We start from the raw sequence: 23483 nt of genomic DNA, 5'->3' as shown, positions 1-23483 counted from the left end.
CATGCGCGCGCGCCGTCCTCTCCGTGTCGAGAACTCCTAGCACCCTCGGGGCCTGGGTCCTCGCGATCCGCCCGAAGACCCTCCCCGCGGCGGGCGCCCCGGTCGTCCTCGCCACGGGGATCGCGGCGTCTCGCGACGTGATGTCGCTCCTCCCCGCTTCGGCCGCGCTGGTGGGGGCGCTCCTCATCCAAATCGCGACGAACCTCGCGAACGACTATTTCGATCATCGGAAGGGGACCGATACGGAGGAGCGCCTCGGTCCGATCCGCGTGGTTCAGGCCGGGCTTCTTTCGCCCGAGGCGGTCTTCCGGGCAACGCTCTGGGTCCTCGCTGCGGCCACACTCGTGGGGGCCTATCTCGTCTGGGTCGGCGGAATTCCCATCCTCGCGACCGGGCTCCTCTCCCTCGTCTGCGCTCTCGCCTATTCGGGGGGACCCTTCCCGCTCGCGTCGCATGGCCTGGGCGACCTCTTCGTCTTCGTTTTTTTCGGGCTCGTCGCGGTCGGGGGGAGTTATTGGGTCCAGGCGCTCGATTTCACCGGGGATCTCCTCGTCGCCGGCGCGGGGATCGGGGCCCTCACGACGGCCATCCTGGTGGTGAACAACCTGCGGGACATTCCGACGGACGCGCGTGCCGGAAGGCGCACGCTCGCGGTGCGGTTGGGAAGGAAGGGGAGTCAGGTGGAGTACACCGCGCTCCTCGTGACGGCGGCCGCCGCCCCGATCGTCGGTGTCTTCTTCTTCGACTGGTCGCCCTGGACACTTGTCGGACTCGTCGCCTTCGCCCGTGCCTTCGCGCCGGCGTCGGCCGTCTGGTCCTTCGACGATCCCCGCGAGCTCAACCCCGCCCTCGGAGGGACCGCCCGCGTGGTAGCCTGGTACGGGGGACTCATGGCGGTCGGGTTCCTCCTCGGTGCCGCCGGAGGATGATCGTGGACTTTCTTCTCAGGGCCGCGCGTCTCACCCCGGAAGCCCCGGCGGTCTTCGGGCTTCCGGATCCGGAGGGCGGGGAGACCCCGATCTGGACGTACCACGAGCTCGATCAGTGGGCGGACACCGTGGCCCGAGCGCTGGTGGTGGCCGGCGTGGGACCGGGGGAGCGAGTCGCGATGCGCCTTCCTCCCTGTCCCGAAACTGTCGTCCTCCTCCATGCGGTGGCGCGGGCGGGCGCCGTTCTGGTTCCGATGAACGCGGGCTGGACCGAGGCCGAGGTCGCGCGTGCGCTTCAGGCCGTGGGTCGCCCCGCCCTCTTCGTCTCGACGATGGGAGAGGTCGTCGAATGGGATGGGGAAGGTCCGGCGCATCCGCTGGAGGACCTCGAACGACTCCCGCAGCCGCGTCTCTCCGGCCCCGCCGTCCTCGTCCTCACTTCGGGGACGACGGGCGCGCCGAGGCCGATCCCGCTCAGTCACCGAAATCTGGCTGCATCGGCCGAGGCCGCGATCCTTCGGCTCGACCTCGCCCCGGAGGATTGTTGGCTCACCTCCCTCTCTCCCGGCCATGTGGGCGGCATCGCTCTCCTCCACCGGGCGGCCGTGGTCGGCTGCTCCGTCCTCACCCGCCCGCGCTTCGATGCGCTCGAGGCGGCGGAGCTCATGGATGCCGGGCGCGTCACGCACGCCTCCCTCGTTCCCATCATGCTCCAGCGCCTCATCGAGGTGCGGGGGAAGCGTCCGCCGCCTCCTTCCCTTCGCTGCCTCCTCATCGGCGGCGCGGAGATCAGGGAATCGCTTCTCACGCGCGCCCTCACGCTCGGGTACCCGATCGCCCTCACCTACGGCCTGACGGAAGCGACCTCACAGGTGGCGACCGCTCCGCCGGAGGTGGTTCGAAAGAAACCGGGGACTGTCGGAAGGCCGCTCGACAGCCTGGAATTGAAGATCGAGGGTGCGGGCGAAGACGGGACGGGAGAAATCCTGGTGCGGGGTCCGACCGTGGTGAAGGGCTTGGCGCGCGGCCCCTCGAAGGGGAAGGGCGTCCGAGCGGCCTCCGTCTTCGTGGACTCGGACGGATGGCTGCACACCGGCGATCTTGGGCGACTCGACGGAGAGGGAGATCTTTGGGTGGTGGGGAGGCTCTCGGACCGGATCGTCACTGGCGGAGTGACCGTGGAGCCGGCGGAGGTGGAGGTGGTCCTTCACCGTCACCCCGGGGTCGCCGACGTGGCCGTGGCGGGAGCGCCGGACAAAGAATGGGGGGAGCGGGTGGTCGCGGTCGTCGTGCCCGCGGACCCAGCCGCTCCCCCCACACTTCCCGACCTGCTCGACTTCTCGCGGGGCCGCCTCGCCTCGGCGAAGCGCCCGAGAGAGCTCCGACTCGTGGAATCGCTTCCGCGGAATCCGAACGGGAAGCTCGACCGGAAACGGCTCCTCAGTTCGCCGCCGGCGGCGGGCCCCTGAAGGCCATGTGGCAGGCCTGGCAGGCCTGGTTCAGGGTCGTTAGCGCGGCGTTCACCTCGTCGTTGTTTCCGGAGGCGGCCGCCTTTGCGAGCCCCTCGCCCGCCGACTGGAGCGCCGCCAACCGAGCCGCGAACTCGCTCGAATTCGACCAGATCGCCTCCGTCGCCCGCGTGCCGGCCCCGCCGGATCCCGCGGGGAAGACATCGGCAGCCATCACGGTGAGGTGGCGGATCGCCTCCGCATGGCCCACCAGGTGGCTCGGCGCCCCGGCAGTCCCCGCGACGATCGTCCGAATCGCGCCCACGTGAAGCTGGAATCCCTGCATCACCGAGGTCCGATAGGCGGGAATCGGAGGTCCGGCGTTCCCCCCGCCCCCACGGCCCTGTGCCTCCGCGAGCTCCGCGCCTCCGAAAACGACCAATCCCGTCAGCAAGATCACGCGCATCGAACGATTCCCTCGGCTCACAGACACCTCCTCAGTTGGGTCCCGCGGTGGGGTCTTCCCCGACGACGCGGAGAAGTTGCCAGGCCCCCATCGGCCCGGCAAGAGCGCCCTGCCGGGGGGTTGCGCACCCGCCTTCCGGGGAAGCATCGTACCGGGAGTCGGACGGACCCCTTTCGGCGAGGAAATCACGATGAAGGCACTATTGACCGCGGCTTTGGCGCTCCCCTTCGCGCTCGCCGCATTACCGGCCAGCGCACAGCTCGCGCCCACGAACGCCAACGGTCTGACGTACGGGCACGTGCACCTGAACGTGGCCGACGCCGCCTTCCATCGTGAGTTTTGGGTGGAGCACTTCGGCGGTGAGGCCTGGGACCGCGGAATCATCAGCGGCGTGAAGTATCCCGGGATGATGCTCGTTTTCTCGGAGCGGGCGCCGACCGCCGGTTCCCAGGGCTCCGTCATGGACCACTTCGGCTTCAAGGTGCGCGATATCGAGCCGATGCTCGTGAAGTGGCGCGAAGCCGGATACGAGGTCCAGAGCGAGTTCACCGGGGCCGAAGACCATCCGAACGCCTATCTCATGGCTCCCGACAGCGTGCGGATCGAGCTCCAGGAGGACCCGAACCAGGAAGAAGAGGTCATCGCTTACCATATCCACTTCTTCACGCCCGAGTACGAGTCGCTCCTGGCGTGGTACGTGGACGTGTTCGGCCTCGAGCCCTTCCAGCGGGGTTCCATCGCGACGACCGCGAACGCGCCGGGCATGAACCTGAGCTTCGGCAACTCCCAGGGGGGGACGCCTCGCGCGGCGACCCGTGGCCGCGCCATTGATCACATCGGGTTCGAGGTGGCCGATCTCGATGCGTTCGCCGCCGCGCTCCAGGCGAAGGGGATTACTTTCGACTCCGCGCCCCGCGAGGTCGCGAGCATCGGCCTCAAGATCGCCTTTCTGACCGATCCGTCCGGGGTCTACATCGAGCTGACCGAAGGGTTCGACGACTACTGAGCTCCGGCGTGGCGGGCGCTCTCTCTTTCAGCTGGCCGCGCGCTTTTCCAGCTCCAGCAGGAACTCTTTTCGCGCGAGCCCACCGCCATATCCGGTGAGGGATCCGTCGGTGCCGATCACGCGGTGGCAGGGGATGACGATCGCGATCCGGTTCGCGCCGTTCGCGCGCGCCACTGCCCGCACCGCCTCCGGTGAACCGATCGCCTCCGCCTGGTCGCGGTAACTCCGGGTCTCTCCGTAGGGGATCTCCCGAAGCGCCGCCCAGGCCCGGCGTTGGAAATCCGTGCCCGGCGTGAGAAGCGGCGTCTCGAACTCCTTCAGTTCCCCCGCGAAATAACGCTCGAGCTCTCCCGCCATTCGGTCGGTCACCCCGTTCGACCCGGGGGCGAAGAAACATCCGAGCCGCTTCGCCAGCCGCCTGCGTTGCTCCTCGCTCCGCGCCGGATCGGCGAACTCGAGGAGGCAGAGAGCGTCGTCCGTCGCCCCGAGAAGGAGTGGTCCGAGGGGCGAATCCACGCGCGTCGTATGCACGACGATCATTTCCCGACTCCCTGAAGGCGATTGGCCGGTGAGGGTCCGAAGTGCATCGCGAAAGCCGCTGAGCGAATCGTATCCGCTCCCGAAGGCGGCGCTCGTGATCCCCTCGCCCCGCGCGAGGCCGTTCAGCCCGCGCGCCAGCCGCGCCGTCCTCTGGTAAGCCTGGAAGGTCATCCCGTGATGCCGCTGGAACCATCGGCGCACGGTGGCGGGATCGAGGCCGCGCGCTCGCAAGTCCCGGTCGCGGACTCGCACGGAGGGATCCGCGGCCACCTCCGCGATGAGCCGGCGAATCGCCGCCGGGGCCTTTCCCTGGGGCTCGAGCGGACGACACCGGAGGCATGGGCGGAACCCCTCCTCCAGCGCCTCGTTCGCCGACGGGAAAAAGGTCACGTTGCGGCGGAGCGGGGTCCGGGCTGCGCACCCGGGTCGGCAAAAGATGCCCGTAGTGCGGACTCCGACAAAAAAGATCCCGTCGAAGCATGCGTCCCGGGCGGCGACGGCCGCGTACATCACCTCCGGTCGAGGGAGGGAACGCCGTCTCGGCGCCTTCACATGCGTCAGCGAGTTCATGGGTGAAAGATAGTGCGTCCGGCCCGGTCGCTCGACCGAAAACGCGACACCGAATTGTCCCCCGTGGGCGGTGCGATGCGAATGCAGGACACGTCAGCACGACGGCTCCGCATGACCGCGATTCCCCTGCGTGGGCTCAGGGGCGGAAACGCACGTACTTCACGAGCCTTTCCCGTCCAACCTCCCCCGAATAGATGTTCCCCGCGAAGTCCACGCCGAGGAACTCCACGCCCGTGCCGACCGGCGCCTCGGAGTCCGGAATGAAGGCCGTGATCCACCCGGTCCGCGCGTCTCCAATACGGATCCCGCGCTCCCATCCGGGATTCCAGTTGTCGTCCGACATTCCGTCTCCGACGTAGATCAGGTCGCCGCGATCCACGAAGACGGTGCTCGGCCGGCCGAACTGAGTCCAAACGTGAAGGAAGTTTCCCTGCTGGTCGAAGAGCTGCACCCGGTTGTTCCCGCGGTCGGCCACGATGAGCCTCCCCTGCGAGTCCATCGTGAGGTCGTGTGGATCGTTGAGCTTCCCCGGATCCCCGCTCGCGTCGTCCACTCCGCCCCCGATCTGGAGGAGGAATTCTCCCCGCGGCGAAAACTTCACCACGCGGTTGTTTCCACCGCGGTGCCCATCCGCGACCCAGATTTCCCCATTCGGTGTGACGAGGACGGCGGAGGGCCCGTTGAAGTGGTCCGGCCCCTCCCCGGCGACGCCCCGCACTCCCAGCGTCATCACGACTTCGCCTCGTTGGTTCAGCTTGAAGACCTGGTGCCCCATCCCCCGGCGGATTCCCTGGACTTCCCGTGGATCCCCGGAGGGGGCGCCTTCGGTCACCCAGAGGAAGCCCTCGTGGTCGAGGAAAAAGCCGTGCGGCCAGGAGAAGAGCCCGGCCCCGAAGGAGTCCACCAGGTTCCCCTCGAGGTCCAGCTTGAGGATCGGGTCCTGTGTGGAGCCGGCGCAGTGATTCGCGCCGCACCGGGTGAGGATCCAGAGGTGCCGTCCATCCGGATCGGGATACGCGCCGCTCGGCACTCCCGTCCGCATTCCCTCGGGGAGCCGTTCCCACCCATGGACCGCCTGGTAGGGATTGTTGGAGACCGATTGGCCCTCGACGTGCCAAGCGTCGGCGACCGACAGACCGACCGCGGCGATCGCGAAGCGGACCCACGACCTGCGCATCATCCTTAGACCTCCGGTGGCTGTCCGACTCCTCTCCCCCGCTCGAGCGCACTGAAATTGCGCCTCCTCCGGGACTTGGGCCAGCGCGCGGCTTCCATCCCTCGCCCGCCCCTACGTCCCTTCCAACGCTTGCTGGGGCCGGGTCTCCCCCCTAGCGTGCGGGATGTCTCCGACAGGGGAGAACCAGGCTCCCGCCGCCCCACTACTCCCGAGCATGAGATCGTCCATGAACCCCCAGTCCCTCGGCGCCCCCGTCTTCCGCGTCCACCCACTGCGCGCCTCCTCCTTCCGAGCCCTCGGGCTCGCGACCGCTTTCGCCGCGCTCGCCCTGGCGCCGCTTCATCGCGACGCGTCCGCGCAGGAGAACTCCTTCCGCGGCCGGCTTTCGCCTCTTCCCGTGACACAGGGGACGGTGAACTCGATCCGGGGCGTCGGTGAGGTCGCGGCGACCCTCGCCGGGAGTCAGCTCACGATCACGGGGGCCTTCAGCGGGATGAGCAATCCCGCCGCCGGAGCGGAGGTCCGCCAGGGGCCGCGCGGGCAATTCGGTCCCGCGATTCACGAAGTGGACGTCACGGCGGCCACAGAGGGGAGCATCGGCGGCACCGTGACCCTCACCGCCGACCAGGTGGCCGCCCTCCAGGGCGAAGGGCTCTACATCCAGATCCGAAGCGCCACCAACCCCGAAGGAGACATCCGGGGCTGGCTCCTCCCGACCGCGACCGCGGGCGCCGGCCCTCCCGGTCCCGGGGGCGTTGCCCTCGCGCGCCGGCGCCTCATGGAGAACTTCGTCCCTGTCACCGACGAGATGCTCCGCGATCCGGCTCCGGGCGACTGGCCGATGATGCGGCGGGACTATCACGCGCACAGCTACTCCCCCCTCGATCAGGTCAACACCGACAACGTCGGCGGCCTTCAGCTCGAGTGGGTCTGGAGCATGAACAACGGGGGCTCCGAGCCGTCGCCCCTCGTCTACGACGGAGTCATCTATCTCATCAATCCGGGAAACGTCATCCAGGCGCTCGACGGGGTCACGGGCGACCTCATCTGGGAGCATGAAACGGGACCGGACAATTCGCAGGACATGCGGAACATTGCGATCTACGGGGACAAGATCATCCAGGCGACGACGGACGCCCGTCTCGTCGCTCTCGACGCACGCACCGGCGACCTCGTGTGGGAAACGGCCGTCGCGGACACCGCGGCCGGATTCAGCAACTCGAGCGGTCCGATCGTCGCGGACGGAAAGGTCATCCTCGGGCTCGCTAGTTGCCAGAACTACATCGAAGAGGACTGCGTCATCACCGCGCACGACGCGAACACCGGCGCGCGGGTCTGGGAATTCAACACCATCGCCCAGGCGGGGGAGCCGGGAGGCGACTCCTGGGGCGACCTCGACAACCTGTTCCGCGCCGGAGGCGAGACCTGGATTACGGGGAGCTACGACCCGGAGCTGGGTCTCACTTACTGGGGAACGGCGCAGGCGAAACCCTGGGCGCCCGTCAGCCGTCATCAGTCCATCCACGACGCGGGGCTCTACACGAATTCCACGGTCGCGCTCGACGTGGAGACCGGTGAGCTCGTCTGGCATTTTCAGCACGTTCCCGGCGAAGCCCTCGATCTGGACGAGGTCTTCGAGCGCGTCCTCGTGGACCGGAACGGGGAACGGCTCGTCCTTTCGATCGGAAAACACGGAATTCTCTGGAAAAACGACCGCGCCACCGGCGAGTTTCTCGGGTTCGCCGAAACCGTCTTCCAGAACACCTTCACGAACATCGACCCCGAGACCGGCGCGGTCACGTACCGCGACGACATCGTGAACGCGCAGCTGAACGAGTGGACCCCGGCCTGCCCGAGCAGCACGGGCGGGAAGGACTGGCACTCGATGACCTACCATGAGCCCACCGGCGTCCTCATCGCCCCGCTCAGCCAGACCTGCCTGGAAAATTCCGCGCGCCCGGTCGAGCTCGTCGCGGGCGGCGGCGGCCTGGCCTCGGCGCGGCGCTTCTTCGAGATGCCGGGCTCCGACGGAAATCTCGGGAAACTCGCCGCCTACGACGTGACGACGCTCGAGGAGGTGTGGAGCTACGAGCAGCGCGCCTCGTTCCTGACCGGGGTCCTCTCCACCGCGGGAAACGTGGCCTTCGTCGGCGACCTCGACCGGCGCTTCCGCGCCTTCGACGTTCGGACCGGCGAGATCCTGTGGGAGACCCGCCTCGGCACTTCGGTTCAGGGGCACCCGGTGTCGTACAGCGTGGACGGGAAGCAGTACATCGCGGTCACGGCCGCGCTCGGCGGGACGAGCCCCCGTCAGGTTCCGGCCGTGGTCTCGCCCGAAATAGATTACCCCAACACGGGGAACGCGCTGTACGTGTTCAGCCTGCCGGACTGAGGCGGAGGTTCGGGGGGGGGGGGGGCGGCCCGCCGCGCCGGGCTCCCCTGAATCAAGCTACTCTGAGCCGGGCTCCACGGAGTCACGCTCCACGGAGTCACGCTCCACGGAGTCACGCTCCACAGGGCCACCCCCTCCGCCGGGCCACGCTTTTTAGCGTTACGCCCCTCACCGCTGCGCGGCGAGCCAGGCTTCTCCCTGCCCGCGGGCGATCTCGACGAGATTCCCCATCGCGAGATTCATGTCGATGAGGTGGAGCCCCCAGCTCGCCACGGGTGCGTCTCGCGCTCCGACATCCCCGACGATGTCGTCGGTCCGCGGATCTGCCGGATCTCCGTGTACGGTGATCTCGAGATAGTTCGCGCCCTCGTTCGACTTGCATTCGGCGGGCAGGAGCCCCGGGACGCTCACGAAGGGGGTCTCGACCTCCTGTTCCGGGGTGACCCAGGGATCCGGAGGCGTCGGGCTCGATCCCCCTGAACCTCCCGTGGACAGGTAGGCGTGGAGCTCGCCGCTTCCTCCGCTCAGCGCGGCCGGGTTCAAGCGCCGGGTCCGGGCCACGAGGAAGGACCTCCAAATCTACCTTCCCGCACCTCGATCCCCTACCAAGTTGCAAAGCGTCTCCCTCGAACAGCCTATCTTCTCCAAGATCGATTGGATCGTCGCCCACTGCGACCCGTGCGCTCCCTCGTGCTCGAACACCATCCGCACCGCCCACTCCCGTACCTCCGGGGAGTACCTCACTCTTGTCATGACCCCATCCTTTCAAGCTCGGGGGTCTCCGGGTACGTATCCAAGGGCGGTTCGGGTCGCTCCAGTTTCAACGAGCTTTGGGATTGACTCGTTCCTCCGCCCGCAGCTACATGTGATCGCGCACCGAGGACCGAGGCGGGCGTTCAATCAATGTTTGGACAATCACCGCACACTTGGGCGGACTCCTCTTAGCAAGCTTTGTTAACTGGAAAGTCCTGCGCCCACCTGCTCAATCCCACCGAGAGAGTCTGGCACGGCGGTTGCGTTTGGTACCACTCCGATTCGGAGGAAACAGATTCGTGTCCATCCTGCTCTCTGGCCAAGCGCCTGGGTTCCTTCGGCCAGGTCATTTTAGCGTATCGGAAGTCGAGACGCGCTCTCGCGCCCCGACCAGGGAACGGCATCGATGCCCCAACACCACGAGCCTCTAGCCATCGTCGGGATCGGACTGCGACTTCCGGGTGATGTTCAATCTCCTCACGGCCTCTGGGCGTTTCTTGAAAACGAACGCGATGCGACGGGTGAGGTCCCCCCTGATCGCTGGCGTAGTTCCTACTATGGCGGTCCAATACCTCAAGCGGGGCGCATAAGGACCCAACGCGGTGCTTTTCTCAAAGACACGGACAAGTTCGATGCCCTGTTCTTTTCCATTCCGGAAGACCAAGCGGCGCAGTCGGATCCTAAGCACCGTATGCTTCTGGAAGTCGCCTGGGAGGCGCTTGAGGATGCGGGATACCCGGTCGACGGCGTTACGGAGCGACGCATGGGCGTCTACGTCGGGCTTTCGGGCAACGACTACAGCACCATTCAGCACCGTCATGGATCGACGATCGGGGCATACACGGCGGCCGACGGCAAGCACTACATGGGCGCGAACCGCCTATCGTACCACTTTAATTTCACGGGTCCCAGCATCTCCTGCGACGCGGCATGCGCAACGGGAGCAACGGCGCTGGCGTTAGCGTGTCAGTCGATCTGGCTTGGGGAATGCTCAGCGGCGATCGTCGGGGCGGCGAACGACATGCACGACCCCGCCGGGTCGATCAGCTTCAGTCAACTGGGCACGCTGTCACCCGACGGCCGCTGTAAGACGTTCAGTGCCAACGCTGACGGATACGGCCGCGGGGAGGCGGTCGTTGCCCTCGTCGTTAATCGGCTTTCCGCAGCTGAGGAGAATGGGGATCACATCTATGCGATGATTCGCGCCGTGACTGCCTCTCACAACGGATATCACGAGGCAGGGTGGGCGGCGCCGAGCAACGATGCGCAGGTATCCCTGATCCTCAGCACACTCAAGTCGGGTGGCGTGGCAGCGCACGACCTGTGCTTTATCGAGGCGCATGGGACCGGGACGGCCGCGGGGGACCTGGCCGAATGCCAGGCCATCGCCGAAGCGATGGCGCGGGCCGGTCGGAGAGAGCCCATTGCGGTGGGTTCGGTGAAATCAAACTTCGGGCACGGAGAGGCAGCCGCCGGGCTAACTTCGGTGGCAAAGGTCGCCCTGATGCTCGATCGGGGCCGTATCCTGCCTTCGATCCACTCTCAGCCACCCAACCCTTCGATCGACTTCGAGGGGATCGGGATTCGCGTCGTTACTGGTCAGGAGGATATTCCAGCGGAGAAGCGGTTCGCCGGCGTCAATTCCTTCGGCGTCGGCGGCTCAAACGTACACATCCTACTCGAGAGGTACGATATACGGGAAAGCAGGACGGCAGAGGACGAAAATCCGCTCATGTTTCCGATTTCTGCGAAGTCAGCCGAGGCCCTCGTCGAACGACTCAACCATGTGGGCGACTTCGTCAAGTCGGGTGGGGAGAACATGGCGGATGTCGCATATACACTGGCGGAGCGTAGGACGCACCACGACTTCCGTGCTTTTGTGGTGGCTTCCGAGCGCTCCGACATGGCTTCGGAGCTTCAGCGAACCGCGGACTTGGTGGCCGAGACCCCAGTGCACCCATGCTTAGCCAGCCCTGAGCTCGTATTCGTCTTCACCGGCATGGGTCCTCAACACGCCAGGATGGGCGCTGAGCTATTCGCCCGCTTCCCCGCCTTCAGGCAGTCGATCGAGCGTTTCGACGAAGAATGGCGCCCCCGATCTGGTTGGTCGATCGCCGACGAACTCGCGAATCGGTCCAGCGCAAACCGAATCGGCGTCGACACGTCCATATCGATGGTCGGGAACGTCGCGCTGCAAATGGCACTCACCGACCTCTGGGCATCGATAGGGATTCGGCCGTCGGCAATCATTGGGCACAGCGTTGGCGAGATCGCGGCAGCCTATGCTTCAGGTGCGTACGGACTTGATTGGGCAGCCGCCATCCTAGACGCTCGTGTTCGAGCCGTCGACAAGCTCAAGGGCCGAGGAAGTATGGCGGCCATAGCACTTTCCGAAGCCGACCTCCTCCCCTACCTGAAGGGGAAGGAGGACGGTTGCTCTATTGCGGCCTTCAATGGCCCGATGTCGCTCACCATCGCGGGAGACTGCAAGGCAGTCCAGGAGATCGCGACATCGATCGGCGAACGAGCATATACTCGGATCCTCGACGTCGATGTCGCATTTCACGGGCCTGAGCTGCGTGCCCGCTCTGAGTACTACAAGGCACTCCTTCAGGTCACCGAAGAGGAAGGCAGACCGCAGATCCCCTACGCGTCGAGCGTCCGGGGCGACATCGTGTCGGTATTCGAAGCGGATTACTGGGGCTCCAATCTCACCGACCCGGTTCGATTCGCCAGTGCCATGGAGGCATTGGTCAGGCGCGGGTACACTGATTTTCTCGAAGTCGGTCCGCATCCAGTCCTCCGCCACGCCATATCGGAGGTCGTCCGCAGCACCGGGCAAAACAATCCGTTCCATACCGCCTCTCAATATAGGGACGCTCCCGGCGAAGCGACCCTCCTGAAGGCGCTCGGCCAGCTTTATCAGCGCGGGTATTCACCGAAGTGGACCAACTTGAGGCGGTCAGGTGTGCGACCAGTGGCGCTGCCGAACTATCCGTGGCAACGCAAGCGCTACTGGAATGAGTCGAAGGCATCCTCAGACTACCGGCTTGCCGCGCCGGGACACCCGTTGATCGGGAACGACGCTACCAGAGATCTCCGGGCGAACATCGACTACATCACGCATTCCGTATATCCCAATCTCCTTCCGTGGCTCAGCGCTCACCGGATACAGGGCAAGATCATTTTTCCCGGTGCGGCATTCATTGAGATGGCCCTGGCGGCCTTGAAACGCGCGTTAGGTTCAGTGCAGACGATTTCGCGAGCAGTCGTGCACAACCCACTTCAGATCGATGCGGAGCGCGACCCTATCGAATTCAGTGTTCGGATCGACCGGAACGACCGTCGGTTCGAGTTGACGAGCAGTAAATCGTCCAGCGAGAGGCCACCATTGTTGCATCTCTCAGGGATTTGGGAGCCTGTATGCGAACAGAAACCAAAGCAGGTCAATCTCGCTGAGCTATCGACGAAATGTGACGAACCCGTGGATGTTCAAGGCTGGTATGACAACTCGTGGCGTCGCGGCATGGAGTACGGCGAAGCCTTCCAGACGATTCGGGAGCTGTTTCGAGGTCGCAATGAAGCCCTTGCCCGGATCGAACTCAGCCATGCACTCGAAGTGGACCTCTCGGCGTACGAGCTACACCCTACCCTGTTGGATGGCGTGTTCCAAACATGCACATCAGCGCTGCCTCACCGCCACCGCCAGCGGCTTGGGGTTCCAGCGGCAATAAGCAAGATGAAAGTCCTTGGGCCGTTGCCACGGAGCGTCTGGGTCCACACACGGCTTCTGTACGAACATGGTCGAAAGGCGGTCTTGGACATCAGGTGTTTCGACAATGACGGAGGGCTCGTGCTTTGCCTGGATGAGTTCGAGCGAACCGTTATTGACACGGGCCCCGTCGGTCTCGAACTGGAGGATTGGCTCTATCGAGAGGCTTGGCACCCTCTTGAGTCACTGCCCGCGGCCGCTCCGGAAACCGCGGACGGCAATTGGTTGATCGTGGGAGGGCAGGAAAACTTGCGGATTCTGTTAGCCGAGCTCACGGAAACGGCGACCATCGTCCAGGACATCCACCTGGGGGATGCCTTAGGCCATCCGTTCGCCGGCACGATGGGACCGTTCGATGGCGTCATCTGCCTCTTTCCTGCGCGCGACAGCACGAACAGCCCGCTCGACAGCTGTGTCGATCAAAGCTGGTGGTACGCAAACCTTCTCCAAGATCTCGTCCGACGGGAGTACCTGCGTGAGCGAGCGAGAGTCGTGGTTGTAACCCACGGTGCCGTCGGGGTATCGCCGGGGAACGAGCCAGTCTTGGGCCATTCGGGCGTTTGGGCCCTGAACCGTGTCGTGGCGAACGAGCTTCCCGAGTTCGAGGCGCTTACGATCGATCTGGATCCCGAGGAGGATCCGGCGGCCGCAGTGCTCGCTCTTGGCGTCCACGGAATTCTAGCCCGCCCCGAGCATGATGAGTATCTACGCCGTGATCGCTCATGGTACACCTGCGAGATCGAACGAGAAGGTTCTGGGGCTATCTCGCCCGAGCCCGAGCCAGTCTCCATTCCGACCTCCCAAGTCATCGAAGCCACCTTTCAGCCTGAGCGTGGCATCGGCGGCGTCAACCTTGCTTATGGACGACCGAAGCGCCTCGATCCGGACCAAGTGAGAGTCCGGGTGCATTACGCGGCTCTCAACTTCCGTGATCTCCTTAAGGTGTTGAACGAATATCCGACATCGGCTGACGATACAGACGCGCTCCGACTCGGCGACGAGGGCGCGGGTCTGGTGCTGGAGGTCGGTAGCGCTGTGACGTCCGTCAAGCCGGGAGACCGGGTCGTCGTAAAGCATACCGCGATTTTAGCTACTGTCGTAGCCGTTTCCGAGCGGGACGTCTTCAAGATCGGAGCTGCGCTTTCATACGTCGACGCGGCGACAATACCTGTGGCCTTCGCGACCGCCGAATATTCCCTCCACCGTGTCGCCAACCTCCAGCAAGGTGAGAGTTGTCTCATCCATTCGGCGGCCAGCGGAGTCGGCCTTGCGGCCGTCCAGGTTGCGCTCCGCGTGGGAGCTGATGTGTACGCTACCGCTGGAACGCCGGAGAAACGTGCCTTCCTCGAGCAGTGTGGGATCCGGTTCGTGATGGATTCCCGAACCACCAGCTTCGAGGGCCAGATTCGAGAATACACGAACGGAGCCGGTGTGGACGTCGTGCTGAACGCGCTCGCCGGCGAGGGGATAGGGGCCGGCCTGCGATGCTTGGGGAGCGGCGGGCGGTTTCTCGAGATCGGTAAGCGGGACATCGCGAGGAACACCCTGATCGGGCTGGGAAGCCTCGCTCGAAACGGCAGCTTCCATGTAATCGACTTGGCGCGTACATGGCGCGAAGATCCGGATGAGATGAGAAATCTCCTGCTGTCCATACTGGCTAAGGTACGTGATGGTGTCTATCAGCCCCTTCCCGCGCGTGTCTTCAACGCGTCCGGTTTGCAGGATGCGCTTCGTTTCATGGCGAAGGGGACACATATCGGGAAAGTGGTCATCGACTTCGCGGCACAGGAGCTTCCCGCGGTGCCGAATCCGATCGTCCATCGACGTGAGCAGTTCGGCTGGACGAACGGGACGTTCCTCGTGACAGGAGGCTTGGGTGGCCTGGGTGCTGGCGTATGCCAGATGTTTGGCTCGCTAGGGGCAAAGCGGGTGGTGATTCTCAGCCGCAGAAAGGAGCTGGACCGGTTGGCGCGGCTACGCCTCAAGGAAATCGAACAGACGGGAACCCGAGTAATCATGCTGACGGGCGACGTTTCCGAGGAGGCCGATGTGCGAGCGGCCGTGGAGGTAGCGGACGCTCCGGATGCTCCGCTCCGGGGAGTCGTCCACAGTGCAGGAGTGCTCGAGGATACTATGCTCCTCAATCTCACCCGCGAGGATTTCGTGTGCGTCATGCGTCCAAAGCTCTGTGGCGCATGGAATCTGCACCATGCGACCGTGGGGAAGCAGCTCGAATTCTTTGTGATGTGCTCCTCCGCAGCCGTAACGAACGGAAACCCCGGGCAAGCGAACTATGTTGCCGCCAACCGCTTTCTCGATGAGTTCGCACAGTGGCGGCGGGTTCGCGGGCTGCCCGCTCTCGCCATCAACTGGGGAGCCATTAGCGATGCCGGGATGAGCTATGACGCCAACGTCCTCGACTCGTTCGCGACCAGAGGTGGCTTTGCGTTCCACACCCGCGAAGCCGCTGGGCTGCTGATACATGCCCTCGAATGTGATTTGACCAACGTGATCGTTACTATCTCTGACTGGACGGCGCTCGGAAGGCACCACAGGCGGACGGCGAGCCGGTTCAGAAACCTCATGGCGGCCTCGGATGCAGCCGCCGCTGAGCCCTCGGCGACATCACTTCGGGCCCGGATCGAGAAGGATTGGGAGAACGGATCCGTGATACTACTCGATGCGCTCAGAGAGACCGTGGCGAAACTGCGTGTTGTGCCCGCTGCCGCGATCGACGTCGACGTGGAGGTCGGACACCTGGGCCTCGATTCGCTCATGCGCATGGAGCTGGCGAGCTGGATTCGCTACGAGTTGGGATTGCCATCCAGCGCCTTTTCGGTTCAGCTGCAATCGAATCTACGGACGCTTGCTCAATCGATTCTCGACGAGCTGATGAAGCGGTTCGTTGCTCAGGGATCTGCGCAGGGTGAGCCGAGCATGATGGCAAGCCTGTGAGACTAGAAGCGGTACTTGAAAGCCGATCTGCGATGTACATCGCGGCTACTCAATCGGGCCTGGTGAAACGGGAGATCCGTGTTCATTGGCCAACTGTCAGTTGCCCTCCGTTGCTATCGCGCAGCGAGATCCACGTGTGGGCCGTTCATATCCACGAGTTGTCGAGCCACCTATCGGTGTCAACCAAGTGGTTTGCGGATGAGGAGCGTGAGCGGGCCCGATCGTTTCGGTTCGAGCCGGATAGGTGCAGGTACGTTTCCGGGCGGGTGGCCCTACGTGTCCTTCTCGCCAGCTATGTGCGAACCACTTCGGATGCGATCCAGTTGTCCGCTGGCCAATACGGCAAACCGGAAATAGCGAGGCGCAAGAATGCTGGGCCCCCCCATTTGGAGTTCAATCTTTCCCACTCGCATGACATCGTTTTACTGGCATTTGCTTTCGGATGCGCCGTGGGCATTGATGTCGAGCATTTGCCCTCTGCGCTTTCGGAACTCAGTCCCGGGTATAGTCGGTCTCTCCCGTTCACCCTGCGAGCCGCGCCGAAGGTAGCGCCAGATCTGCTCCGCCCTCGCTACCGTCGTTGGGTCCGCAACGAGGCTGCAGCAAAGGCTGCGGGCACGGGCCTCCTCCATGCTCTCGCTGGAGTCGAATCTCGTACCGCTGAACAGCCCGGGCAGGACTTTACGAATGCACAAAGCGGGCAGCGCGAAATGACCGTAGGAGATTTGTCGCCATCCCCCGACTACGCGGCGGCAATCGCATATACTGGGAAGCGCCGGGTCGTGCGGTGCTTCGACGCGGCGCGCATGATCGCGATGACCGTCCGGCTAGCACAATCCTCTAAGCCGGCCCCGCTTTAACATGCCACCCATCTACAATGTAGACCGGTTCTTGCCCGGCGATGCCCGGGGAGTAGTAGAGTGTGTTCGCTCCGTTTATGGTGCGGACTACCCGCGTGCGTGCCTCTACGATCCGGCGGCAATCACCCAGCTTAACGCTTCGGGCCAGCTCACCTCAGTGGTCGCGCGCGACACTGAGGGGAGCGTCGTTGCCCATGCGGCCCTCGAAATCTTTGGTTGGGCGCCTGTTGCGGAAATGGGAATGGTCATGATACGACCAAGTGACCGCGGCCAAGGTGTGCTGGAGCGGCTTACCACCCTTCTCTACGGGCGTGCTCAAGAGATCGGAATCAAGGGAGTAGTAACGGAACTCAGCACGACCGACCCTGCTCCGCAGCGACTCGTTGCTGACGAGGCCGAAATGCCCTGCGGTTTGGCCCTCGCGGCCTGGCCTCCAGCGGGCGGTGCTTCCCGTACGGAGGAAGGGGGCGTTCGCCGGAGCTTCCTGACCTGCTTTCGCTACATGAAAAAGCCCACGACGATTGTCGCGGCGGTGCCCTCGCGTCACCGCATGGTCGTTCGCGCCATTTATCGCCAGATCGATGTCGACGTGGACTTTTCCTCGGGTGCTAGAGCGGACGGTGATAGTTGCATAACCGTGATTCCGATTCGCGAGTGGAGGAGTGCCCTCATCCGAATTGATGCAATCGGAATGGAGATCGAGCAGCGACTCCGAGAGTTGGTGGACGAGCTAGTTCATGAGAACGAGTGCGAGACGCTTTATCTGGATCTTCCGCTTTCCAACGAGTGCGTGGAGGAAGCGTGCACAGCTGCGGAGGAGGTCGGCTTCTTCTTCAGCGGAATCGGTCCCTACTACTTCGATACTGGCGACGCCTTGAGGCTGCAGTACCTGACGTCCGAGCCACACATCTCCCGCCTTGCCCTCGTTGGTCCGCAAGCGATCGCCCTTGGCGAACACGTCGCGCACGAGTGGGCGCGGGTCCGCTCCAGAAAATGGGCGCAGGAGCTTCGAACGAGGAGGATCCATGCAGCGTAAGCGGACAGGGGGATGGCAGGAGAGACGACGATTTAGCCGATCCATTGATTCGATCGTGGCGATGATGCTGGTAACGGGTGCGTGTACTGGGCCGGATGAAGACCGCCACACCAGTCCGGAACAACTCCGTCGGATGTTCGAGGTCGCCGAGCGCACGCCGCCTGAGCCTGTGAGAGTTTCGCCCGATGGATTCTTCCTACTTCAGACTGTCTACATGCTCGATGGGGAGCAGCGAGTCGTAATCGACCGGGACACACATGAGGTGATCGCGTCTCAACTCTCCCGGGCCAACAGCCGCTTCCTCCAGTCAGCTTGGTCCCCGACAAGCGACCGGATCGCGATGTACGTGCAGGGTGCCGGAAGCCAGGAATCACTGTATCAACTCGTGATCTGGGACATACTCGCCGATACGCTGGTGACGCTGGAGGGACCGGGCACATCCATCACCACGACGCCGAAGTGGTCGCCTGACGGCGATCACATCACGCATGTCGTTGAACGCCGGGAGATCCCCGGCGAACGTGATCTGTACGTCTATGACCTGAGCGAGCCCACATCCCCGTGGCTCGTGGCAAAGGATCTCACGCTTCGGGGTGGAATTGCCTGGTCGCCCACGGGGGACAGCATCGCGATGGTTACGCGCCAGGACCCCGGTGCCCTCTCGGTTTATGCTGACGGGAATCTGACTTCGACGACACAGATCGCGAGGGACTGTGCGGACTGCGAAATCGTCGATCTCGACTGGTCCGCCGATGGCAAGCGGTTGTTGGTCGCATTTCGGGAAGATGGGGGGGAGTGGGTCCGGTTGGTGGAGGTCAGCCTCGAGGGGGTGCTCGTCCATCGATTCGAAACACCGGAGGGGGAGGTCACAGTACCCCGATATCTCCCGGAGGAGAATGGTGTGGCCTTCACCATCAGACGTGGAGTTCTACGACAGACATACCATTGCAACAACGACGAACGGTCATGCGCGAGAGCCGATCCGGGAGAGTCTTACTCATCGTCGCTCTTCGGCGGTGTCTCGCCAAGAGGAGACACGCTATTCACCGTTCGAGAGTCACCGATCGCTCCACCGTCCCTCTACGCGATGAACACGGCCGACAGGAGTGGCGTGACGGCGACCCAGTCTGCCATTCAGATGGATACCGCCGCCGCGGCCATCAATTGGTTGACTGTGAGGTCCTCAGACGGGCTGCCGGTTCATGCCTTTCATTGGGAAGCCAAGCGCCCCCCGGGCAGGAGCCGGAAGGCGATCATCGCGGTCTATGGCGGCCCCGGTCTATTTGTCCCGGCAACGTGGGACCATCGTCGTCAGTTCATTCTCGAATCGGGAATCGACATTCTGTTGGTCGTCTACCGTGGGCATCGCGGCTTCGGCGCGGCGCTCGAGAACGCCCCCGGGGGAGACGCTGCAAGGCTCGAAGACCTTGTGTCTATCTATCGGCACGTCCGGGAACAGATCGGCGTCGAGAGCGACGATATTGTCCTCTATGGAATCAGTCAGGGAGCTCCCATCGTCGCATTGGCTGCTGCGCGGGAGCCCACGATTCGCTCAGTCGTCCTTCTCTCGATGACGCCAGCCAGGTTGCCGGTGCCAGAACCACGAACGAGCGTCTGCGCGGTCCTTTTTCAGGGATCGGAAGACGAGATCATGACGCCGACACAGGGGAAGGCGGAGCTGGAAAGGATCCTTGGAGGGGCGGCTGTCTCTGAGCCGTGCGGGCACTTCAAGATCTTTGAAGGCGAACCGCATATCCCGAACAGGCCGGAAACGATGGGGGAGGTAGCCGCGACCTTGGTGACCCTGCTTGAAGATGACAACGAGTAGGGGAACCCGCCGAGAAGCTCGGCGGCTTACGCACGGGCCCACCCTGAGGGGCGCCAGCCTTTGGCGGCAGCTTGGCTACGCCGCGATCGTCGGACTGCTAGGAATAGCGTTGCTTCTGTCGTGGCGCGTGACCCACTCCGAACGGGACATTATCGCCCTTACCCACGCCAACGTGGTGGACGTAGAAGCTGGCGCCGTCCTACCTGGCCACACGGTCCTCATCAAGGGGTCGAGGATTCAGGAGGTCGGGTCGACCGCGACGATGAACTTGCCGCGGGGTGCGTTGGTTTACGATCTGGAGGGAATGTACGTCATACCCGGCCTCTGGGATTCGCACGTTCACCTTACCCCCCGGAGTATGGCGGCGACGACGAACTTCTTTCCCCTTTTGATCGCCAACGGCGTAACCACGATCCGCGACATGGGGACTGGGCTTGAACCCCTTCTTCACTGGAGACGAGAGATTGATGCCGGCAGGATCGTCGGACCTCGCATATTTGGCGCGGGGGTCCTTCTGGATGGAGCACCATCTGTGTATCCAGGTATTTCTTGGGAAATTGAGACAGTAGAGGAGGCACGTGCGGCAGTTGACTCGCTGGCGCGAAGCGGCGCGGACTTCGTAAAAGCATACGAAATGCTTGCTGAGGATGTCTATTTCGCAATTCTCGGCCAAGCTGCCCTTCGTGGCCTGAAGGTTGCGACTCATATTCCCTTGAGGGTGGACGCAATTGAGGCCGTACACGGCGGCATCCAAAGCGTGGAGCATCTTAGGAACCTCGAGGTTGCATGTTCGGGAGAAGCCGACGCCATTCGGCGCGAGGCCGACAACCTCATCAGCGCGACACGACTTGGCGTCGGGATGGACCTTCGAGCCGATATACACGCCAAGCAGTGGCCGTGGGCGCAGGAGACCTTCGACCCTAGAGAATGCGCTGGACTCGTCACCGCGTTCGCTCAGTACAAGACGTGGCACGTTCCCACACTGGTAATTTATGACAACTCCCGCACGAGATTTCACCCGCAGTTCGGAACCTGGATGAATTACATGCCGATCGAGCTTCAGGAGCGCTGGTTGGCGGCCGCGCGCGTGGAAGACGGGGCACCATATGAGCCGCAACCTCACCCAGCGAACCATGCTTGGGCGGAGCGCATGGTACAAGAGCTGTCCAAAGCAGGCGTGCGAATTCTGGCGGGGACCGACGCCCCCACTGCATTTGTGGTGCCGGGCTTCAGCCTTCATCAGGAGCTTCAAGCGCTAGTGGGAGCAGGGTTGACCGCATTGGACGCGCTGAGGTCGGCCACCCTCTGGCCAGCCGAGTTTTTTGGAGTGCGTTACTCACTTGGATCCGTGGCGGCCGGTCAGACTGCCGACTTGGTGATTCTCCGCGCGAATCCGCTAACAGACATCAGGAATACAGAAACGATTGAAGCGATCGTTGCAAATGGGCGCATTCTCAGCAGGGCTGATCTCGATGGGATGCTGCGCGACATTGCGGCGGTTTTAAGGTGACGTGCTCCGAAGCCGCTCGGATCCCGGCCTTCGGGCTGCAGGGTGCTGTCGGCCACAAGAACTCGAGCAGACTTCCGCCAAGGGGAGTCGAGTTCTCTTCGGATCGGTGGGTCTGAACGGTGTCCAGACATGGTCGGCTGCCCCAGACGTGTGCTGGGACTGCGACAAATTCTTGCGCTGAGCTGTGGTTGCGCGCCGCCTGCTGCGGCTTCGGCCGACGTGGCACGAGCCCTGCTAACGTAAAGGTCCTACCGTTCCTGCGGTCAGGAGCCCGAGGCTGTCTGATAGTCGGACCCACCGATGCCAAAGGCCGTGGCTGCGGCAATACCACTCACGAGGATACCGTCCTGAATGAATTCCAGCCATGTCCCGGTCACATTCTGCGCACGAACAATGAGCTGGGGGACGCCATGATGGTCTGCCTTCTCTCAGGAGCGCGCTCGAGCCCGACGGCGCTGAGCGTTGAGTAAGGGCTATGGGACACGTACGTCCGAACTGTCCGGTGCCACCCCTCAGTCTTGAGATCCTTGCGCTCGGGATGTGTCTAACCGTAGTCACCTTTCTCCAGTTCCCGACACTCGGTGCCGACAACTTTATTCTGACGAAACTCCTGGTGCTCACCGTGTTCGGGCCTGCAGCGGCAGTGTTTCGCCTGACCGAGACGCGGGATCATCCGGGCGAGAGGGCCGACGTTCTATTGCTCTTCATCCTTCTCTTGGCAGTCTTATCGTCCACTCAGGCGGTCAACTCGTGGTACGCCATTGCGGCTACGGGAAGCCTGCTCGCATCAGTGTTGCTGTTCTGGGTGTCGCGCTCACTTGCGGCTTCGGGGTTCCGTGAGACTCTCCTGCTTGTAGTGGTAGGTGCTGTGGGGATCGTCCTAGCTACGGCCCTGCTGGAGGCATACACTGGCCTGCAGCTATCGACGCGGCAACCCGGAGGGACAGTGGGGAACCGTAACCGGATGGCGCACCTCCTGGTGATGGGGCTCCCCACATTGGCCCTTCTTACTGCCCGAGTTCGAGGCCGATGGGGGCTCATGGCGCTCATGAGCACATGGGGAATCGTGGGAATGGCCCTCGCCCTCTCACGCACGAGGGCCGCATGGGTCGCGCTGGGCGCGCTTCTCTTCGTCGCGATGCTTCTCACGGCATGTCGAATGCTTTTGCGCAAACCACTTCCGGCACCCTCCACGCAACGCCGGCTCGCGGGTTCATTCATACTGCTTTGCCTCGGGGGTGGAGTGGCCGCGGTGGCTCCCAATTCTCTCAATTGGACGTCGGCAACTCCGTATCGCGATTCAATCTCCAGTCTGCTTGATCACAGGTCGGGATCGGGCGCGGGCCGCTTGGTGGAGTATGCCAACACAGTGGGCATGATCCGCGATCATCCGATGCTGGGCGTGGGGCCTGGGAACTGGCGTGTTCACTATCCGTATTACGCCACCGAAAACGATCCGACGCTCGGAATTGGGCACGAGCCGGTGCGACGATATGGGATGAGCGAGTGGGTGAGTGCGGCTGCGGAACGAGGGTTGCTTTCATTCCTCCTATTGGTGTGGTTTGGTGGCGTCCTTCTCATCCATTGGGCACGGCAGATAGCGGTGGAATCCAGTCCCGTGGTCTCATATGCCTTCGCAGGCGTCACGACTTTGACTGCGATTGTTCTCATCGGAGTCCTTGACCCCGTCGTCCAGACCCCAATCGGAGGGTTTGTCGTTCCCATCTTGGTGGGAGCATACGCGCCAACACTAAGGATGACCCGACCGAGAAGCCTCCCCGGAATCGTTCGGCGCTCCCTGATGGCCGGCCTTGTCCTGGTCGGGCTTTTCACGTCGAGCTTTCGGATTCGCGAGGTATGGGCTGCCTGGACATACGCAAGCCATTTGACGGCAGACGCCCTCGAGCGTGCAGCTAAGATTGCTCCTGGGGACTTTCGAGTCCGGATTCTCTCAGCGATGGTCCTGGTGGAAACGGGCGACTGTGAAGCCGCGCTCCCGCATCTGGCAGTCGCACGAGAGGTGTATCCCACTGCGGCCATCGTCCGAGACCTCAGGGGTCGGTGCGAAGACCTCCCGGAATCGCCACCACTTGAGCGGGATGTTGGCCCAGTGTCTGTTGATGACATCGGTGGGGTCATCGGTTTAGCGGGCCTTGTCGGAGGGACTGTCGTTAGTGGAGGCGAACCTAGTGCTACGCCCCATAAGTTATGGTACATAGGCGGCGAGTGTAGTAAGATGGT

Annotated in this window: 13 protein-coding genes and 1 pseudogene; 9 read left to right on the top strand and 5 right to left on the bottom strand. The window is 63.6% G+C overall.

Annotated elements, in window-relative coordinates:
* Window positions 1-23 precede the first annotated feature (23 nt).
* Both WEG36_01725 and WEG36_01720 read left to right on the top strand, forming a co-directional pair.
* Window positions 24-929: a 1,4-dihydroxy-2-naphthoate polyprenyltransferase gene (locus tag WEG36_01725; protein ID MEX1256312.1), complete on the top strand. Its 906-nt coding sequence runs from the start codon at window positions 24-26 to the stop codon at window positions 927-929.
* A gap of 2 nt (window positions 930-931) precedes the next feature.
* Window positions 932-2398, top strand: a complete 1467-nt coding sequence (locus tag WEG36_01720; GenBank protein MEX1256311.1) for an AMP-binding protein — start codon at window positions 932-934, stop codon at window positions 2396-2398.
* Here the strand turns inward: WEG36_01720 and WEG36_01715 are convergent.
* The gene (locus WEG36_01715) at window positions 2370-2843 is read right to left on the bottom strand and encodes a cytochrome c (GenBank protein MEX1256310.1); all 474 of its coding nucleotides are present in this window, start codon (window positions 2841-2843) and stop codon (window positions 2370-2372) included. The two genes, WEG36_01720 and WEG36_01715, sit on opposite strands and share 29 nt — an antisense overlap.
* Before the next feature lie 190 nt (window positions 2844-3033).
* Here WEG36_01715 and WEG36_01710 point away from each other — a divergent pair, with 190 nt between their 5' ends.
* Complete coding sequence (locus WEG36_01710) at window positions 3034-3849, top strand: VOC family protein (GenBank protein MEX1256309.1); 816 nt, start codon at window positions 3034-3036, stop codon at window positions 3847-3849.
* A 27-nt stretch (window positions 3850-3876) separates the two neighbouring features.
* On the opposite strand, the gene WEG36_01705 is transcribed toward WEG36_01710, so the two are convergent.
* Window positions 3877-4899, bottom strand: coding sequence for a methylated-DNA--[protein]-cysteine S-methyltransferase (locus tag WEG36_01705; protein ID MEX1256308.1), 1023 nt, complete (start codon window positions 4897-4899; stop codon window positions 3877-3879).
* Between the two features lie 196 nt (window positions 4900-5095).
* Entirely contained in the window at window positions 5096-6139 is a 1044-nt protein-coding gene (locus tag WEG36_01700) for a peptidyl-alpha-hydroxyglycine alpha-amidating lyase family protein (GenBank protein ID MEX1256307.1), read from the bottom strand.
* A 223-nt stretch (window positions 6140-6362) separates the two neighbouring features.
* On the opposite strand from WEG36_01700, the gene WEG36_01695 reads away from it, so the two are divergent.
* Entirely contained in the window at window positions 6363-8528 is a 2166-nt protein-coding gene (locus WEG36_01695; protein ID MEX1256306.1) for a PQQ-binding-like beta-propeller repeat protein, read from the top strand.
* A gap of 168 nt (window positions 8529-8696) precedes the next feature.
* On the opposite strand, the gene WEG36_01690 is transcribed toward WEG36_01695, so the two are convergent.
* Together WEG36_01690 and WEG36_01685 are read right to left on the bottom strand one after the other, a co-directional pair.
* The gene (locus tag WEG36_01690; protein MEX1256305.1) at window positions 8697-9089 is read right to left on the bottom strand and encodes a hypothetical protein; all 393 of its coding nucleotides are present in this window, start codon (window positions 9087-9089) and stop codon (window positions 8697-8699) included.
* A gap of 54 nt (window positions 9090-9143) precedes the next feature.
* Window positions 9144-9281 (bottom strand): annotated as a pseudogene (locus WEG36_01685) (IS3 family transposase).
* A 406-nt stretch (window positions 9282-9687) separates the two neighbouring features.
* Between WEG36_01685 and WEG36_01680 the strand changes: the two are divergent.
* The 5 genes from WEG36_01680 to WEG36_01660 form a co-directional block, all read left to right on the top strand.
* On the top strand, window positions 9688-16008 hold the full coding sequence (locus tag WEG36_01680) for an SDR family NAD(P)-dependent oxidoreductase (protein ID MEX1256304.1): 6321 nt from the start codon (window positions 9688-9690) through the stop codon (window positions 16006-16008).
* Window positions 16009-17115: 1107 nt separating this feature from the next.
* Window positions 17116-17904 carry a hypothetical protein gene (locus WEG36_01675; GenBank protein MEX1256303.1) on the top strand — a complete coding sequence of 263 codons (789 nt, stop codon included), beginning with the start codon at window positions 17116-17118 and terminating at the stop codon, window positions 17902-17904.
* 133 nt (window positions 17905-18037) lie between these two features.
* Window positions 18038-19732, top strand: a complete 1695-nt coding sequence (locus WEG36_01670; GenBank protein MEX1256302.1) for a hypothetical protein — start codon at window positions 18038-18040, stop codon at window positions 19730-19732.
* Entirely contained in the window at window positions 19719-21242 is a 1524-nt protein-coding gene (locus WEG36_01665) for an amidohydrolase family protein (protein MEX1256301.1), read from the top strand. The genes WEG36_01670 and WEG36_01665 overlap by 14 nt, the downstream gene beginning before the upstream one ends.
* Window positions 21243-21744: 502 nt before the next feature.
* The coding region (locus WEG36_01660; protein ID MEX1256300.1) for an O-antigen ligase family protein at window positions 21745-23483 on the top strand (1739 nt) is incomplete at its 3' end.

The organism is Gemmatimonadota bacterium, assembly GCA_040882465.1.
GTDB lineage: Bacteria > Gemmatimonadota > Gemmatimonadetes > Longimicrobiales > Gaopeijiaceae > JBBEBG01.
Note: the sequence above shows the minus strand (reverse complement) of the source record. Positions and strands in the feature narration are given on the sequence as shown.

What these genes read in the sequence shown, in the direction of transcription:
- WEG36_01675 (MEX1256303.1), top strand. Translation starts at nt 17,116, where the DNA reads ATGATACGACCAAGTGACCGCGGCCAAGGTGTGCTGGAGCGGCTTACC.
- WEG36_01670 (MEX1256302.1), top strand. Translation starts at nt 18,038, where the DNA reads ATGTTCGAGGTCGCCGAGCGCACGCCGCCTGAGCCTGTGAGAGTTTCG.
- WEG36_01665 (MEX1256301.1), top strand. Translation starts at nt 19,719, where the DNA reads ATGACAACGAGTAGGGGAACCCGCCGAGAAGCTCGGCGGCTTACGCAC.
- WEG36_01715 (MEX1256310.1), bottom strand. Translation starts at nt 2,843, where the DNA reads ATGCGCGTGATCTTGCTGACGGGATTGGTCGTTTTCGGAGGCGCGGAG.
- WEG36_01705 (MEX1256308.1), bottom strand. Translation starts at nt 4,899, where the DNA reads ATGTACGCGGCCGTCGCCGCCCGGGACGCATGCTTCGACGGGATCTTT.
- WEG36_01710 (MEX1256309.1), top strand. Translation starts at nt 3,034, where the DNA reads ATGAAGGCACTATTGACCGCGGCTTTGGCGCTCCCCTTCGCGCTCGCC.
- WEG36_01695 (MEX1256306.1), top strand. Translation starts at nt 6,363, where the DNA reads ATGAACCCCCAGTCCCTCGGCGCCCCCGTCTTCCGCGTCCACCCACTG.
- WEG36_01700 (MEX1256307.1), bottom strand. Translation starts at nt 6,139, where the DNA reads ATGATGCGCAGGTCGTGGGTCCGCTTCGCGATCGCCGCGGTCGGTCTG.
- WEG36_01680 (MEX1256304.1), top strand. Translation starts at nt 9,688, where the DNA reads ATGCCCCAACACCACGAGCCTCTAGCCATCGTCGGGATCGGACTGCGA.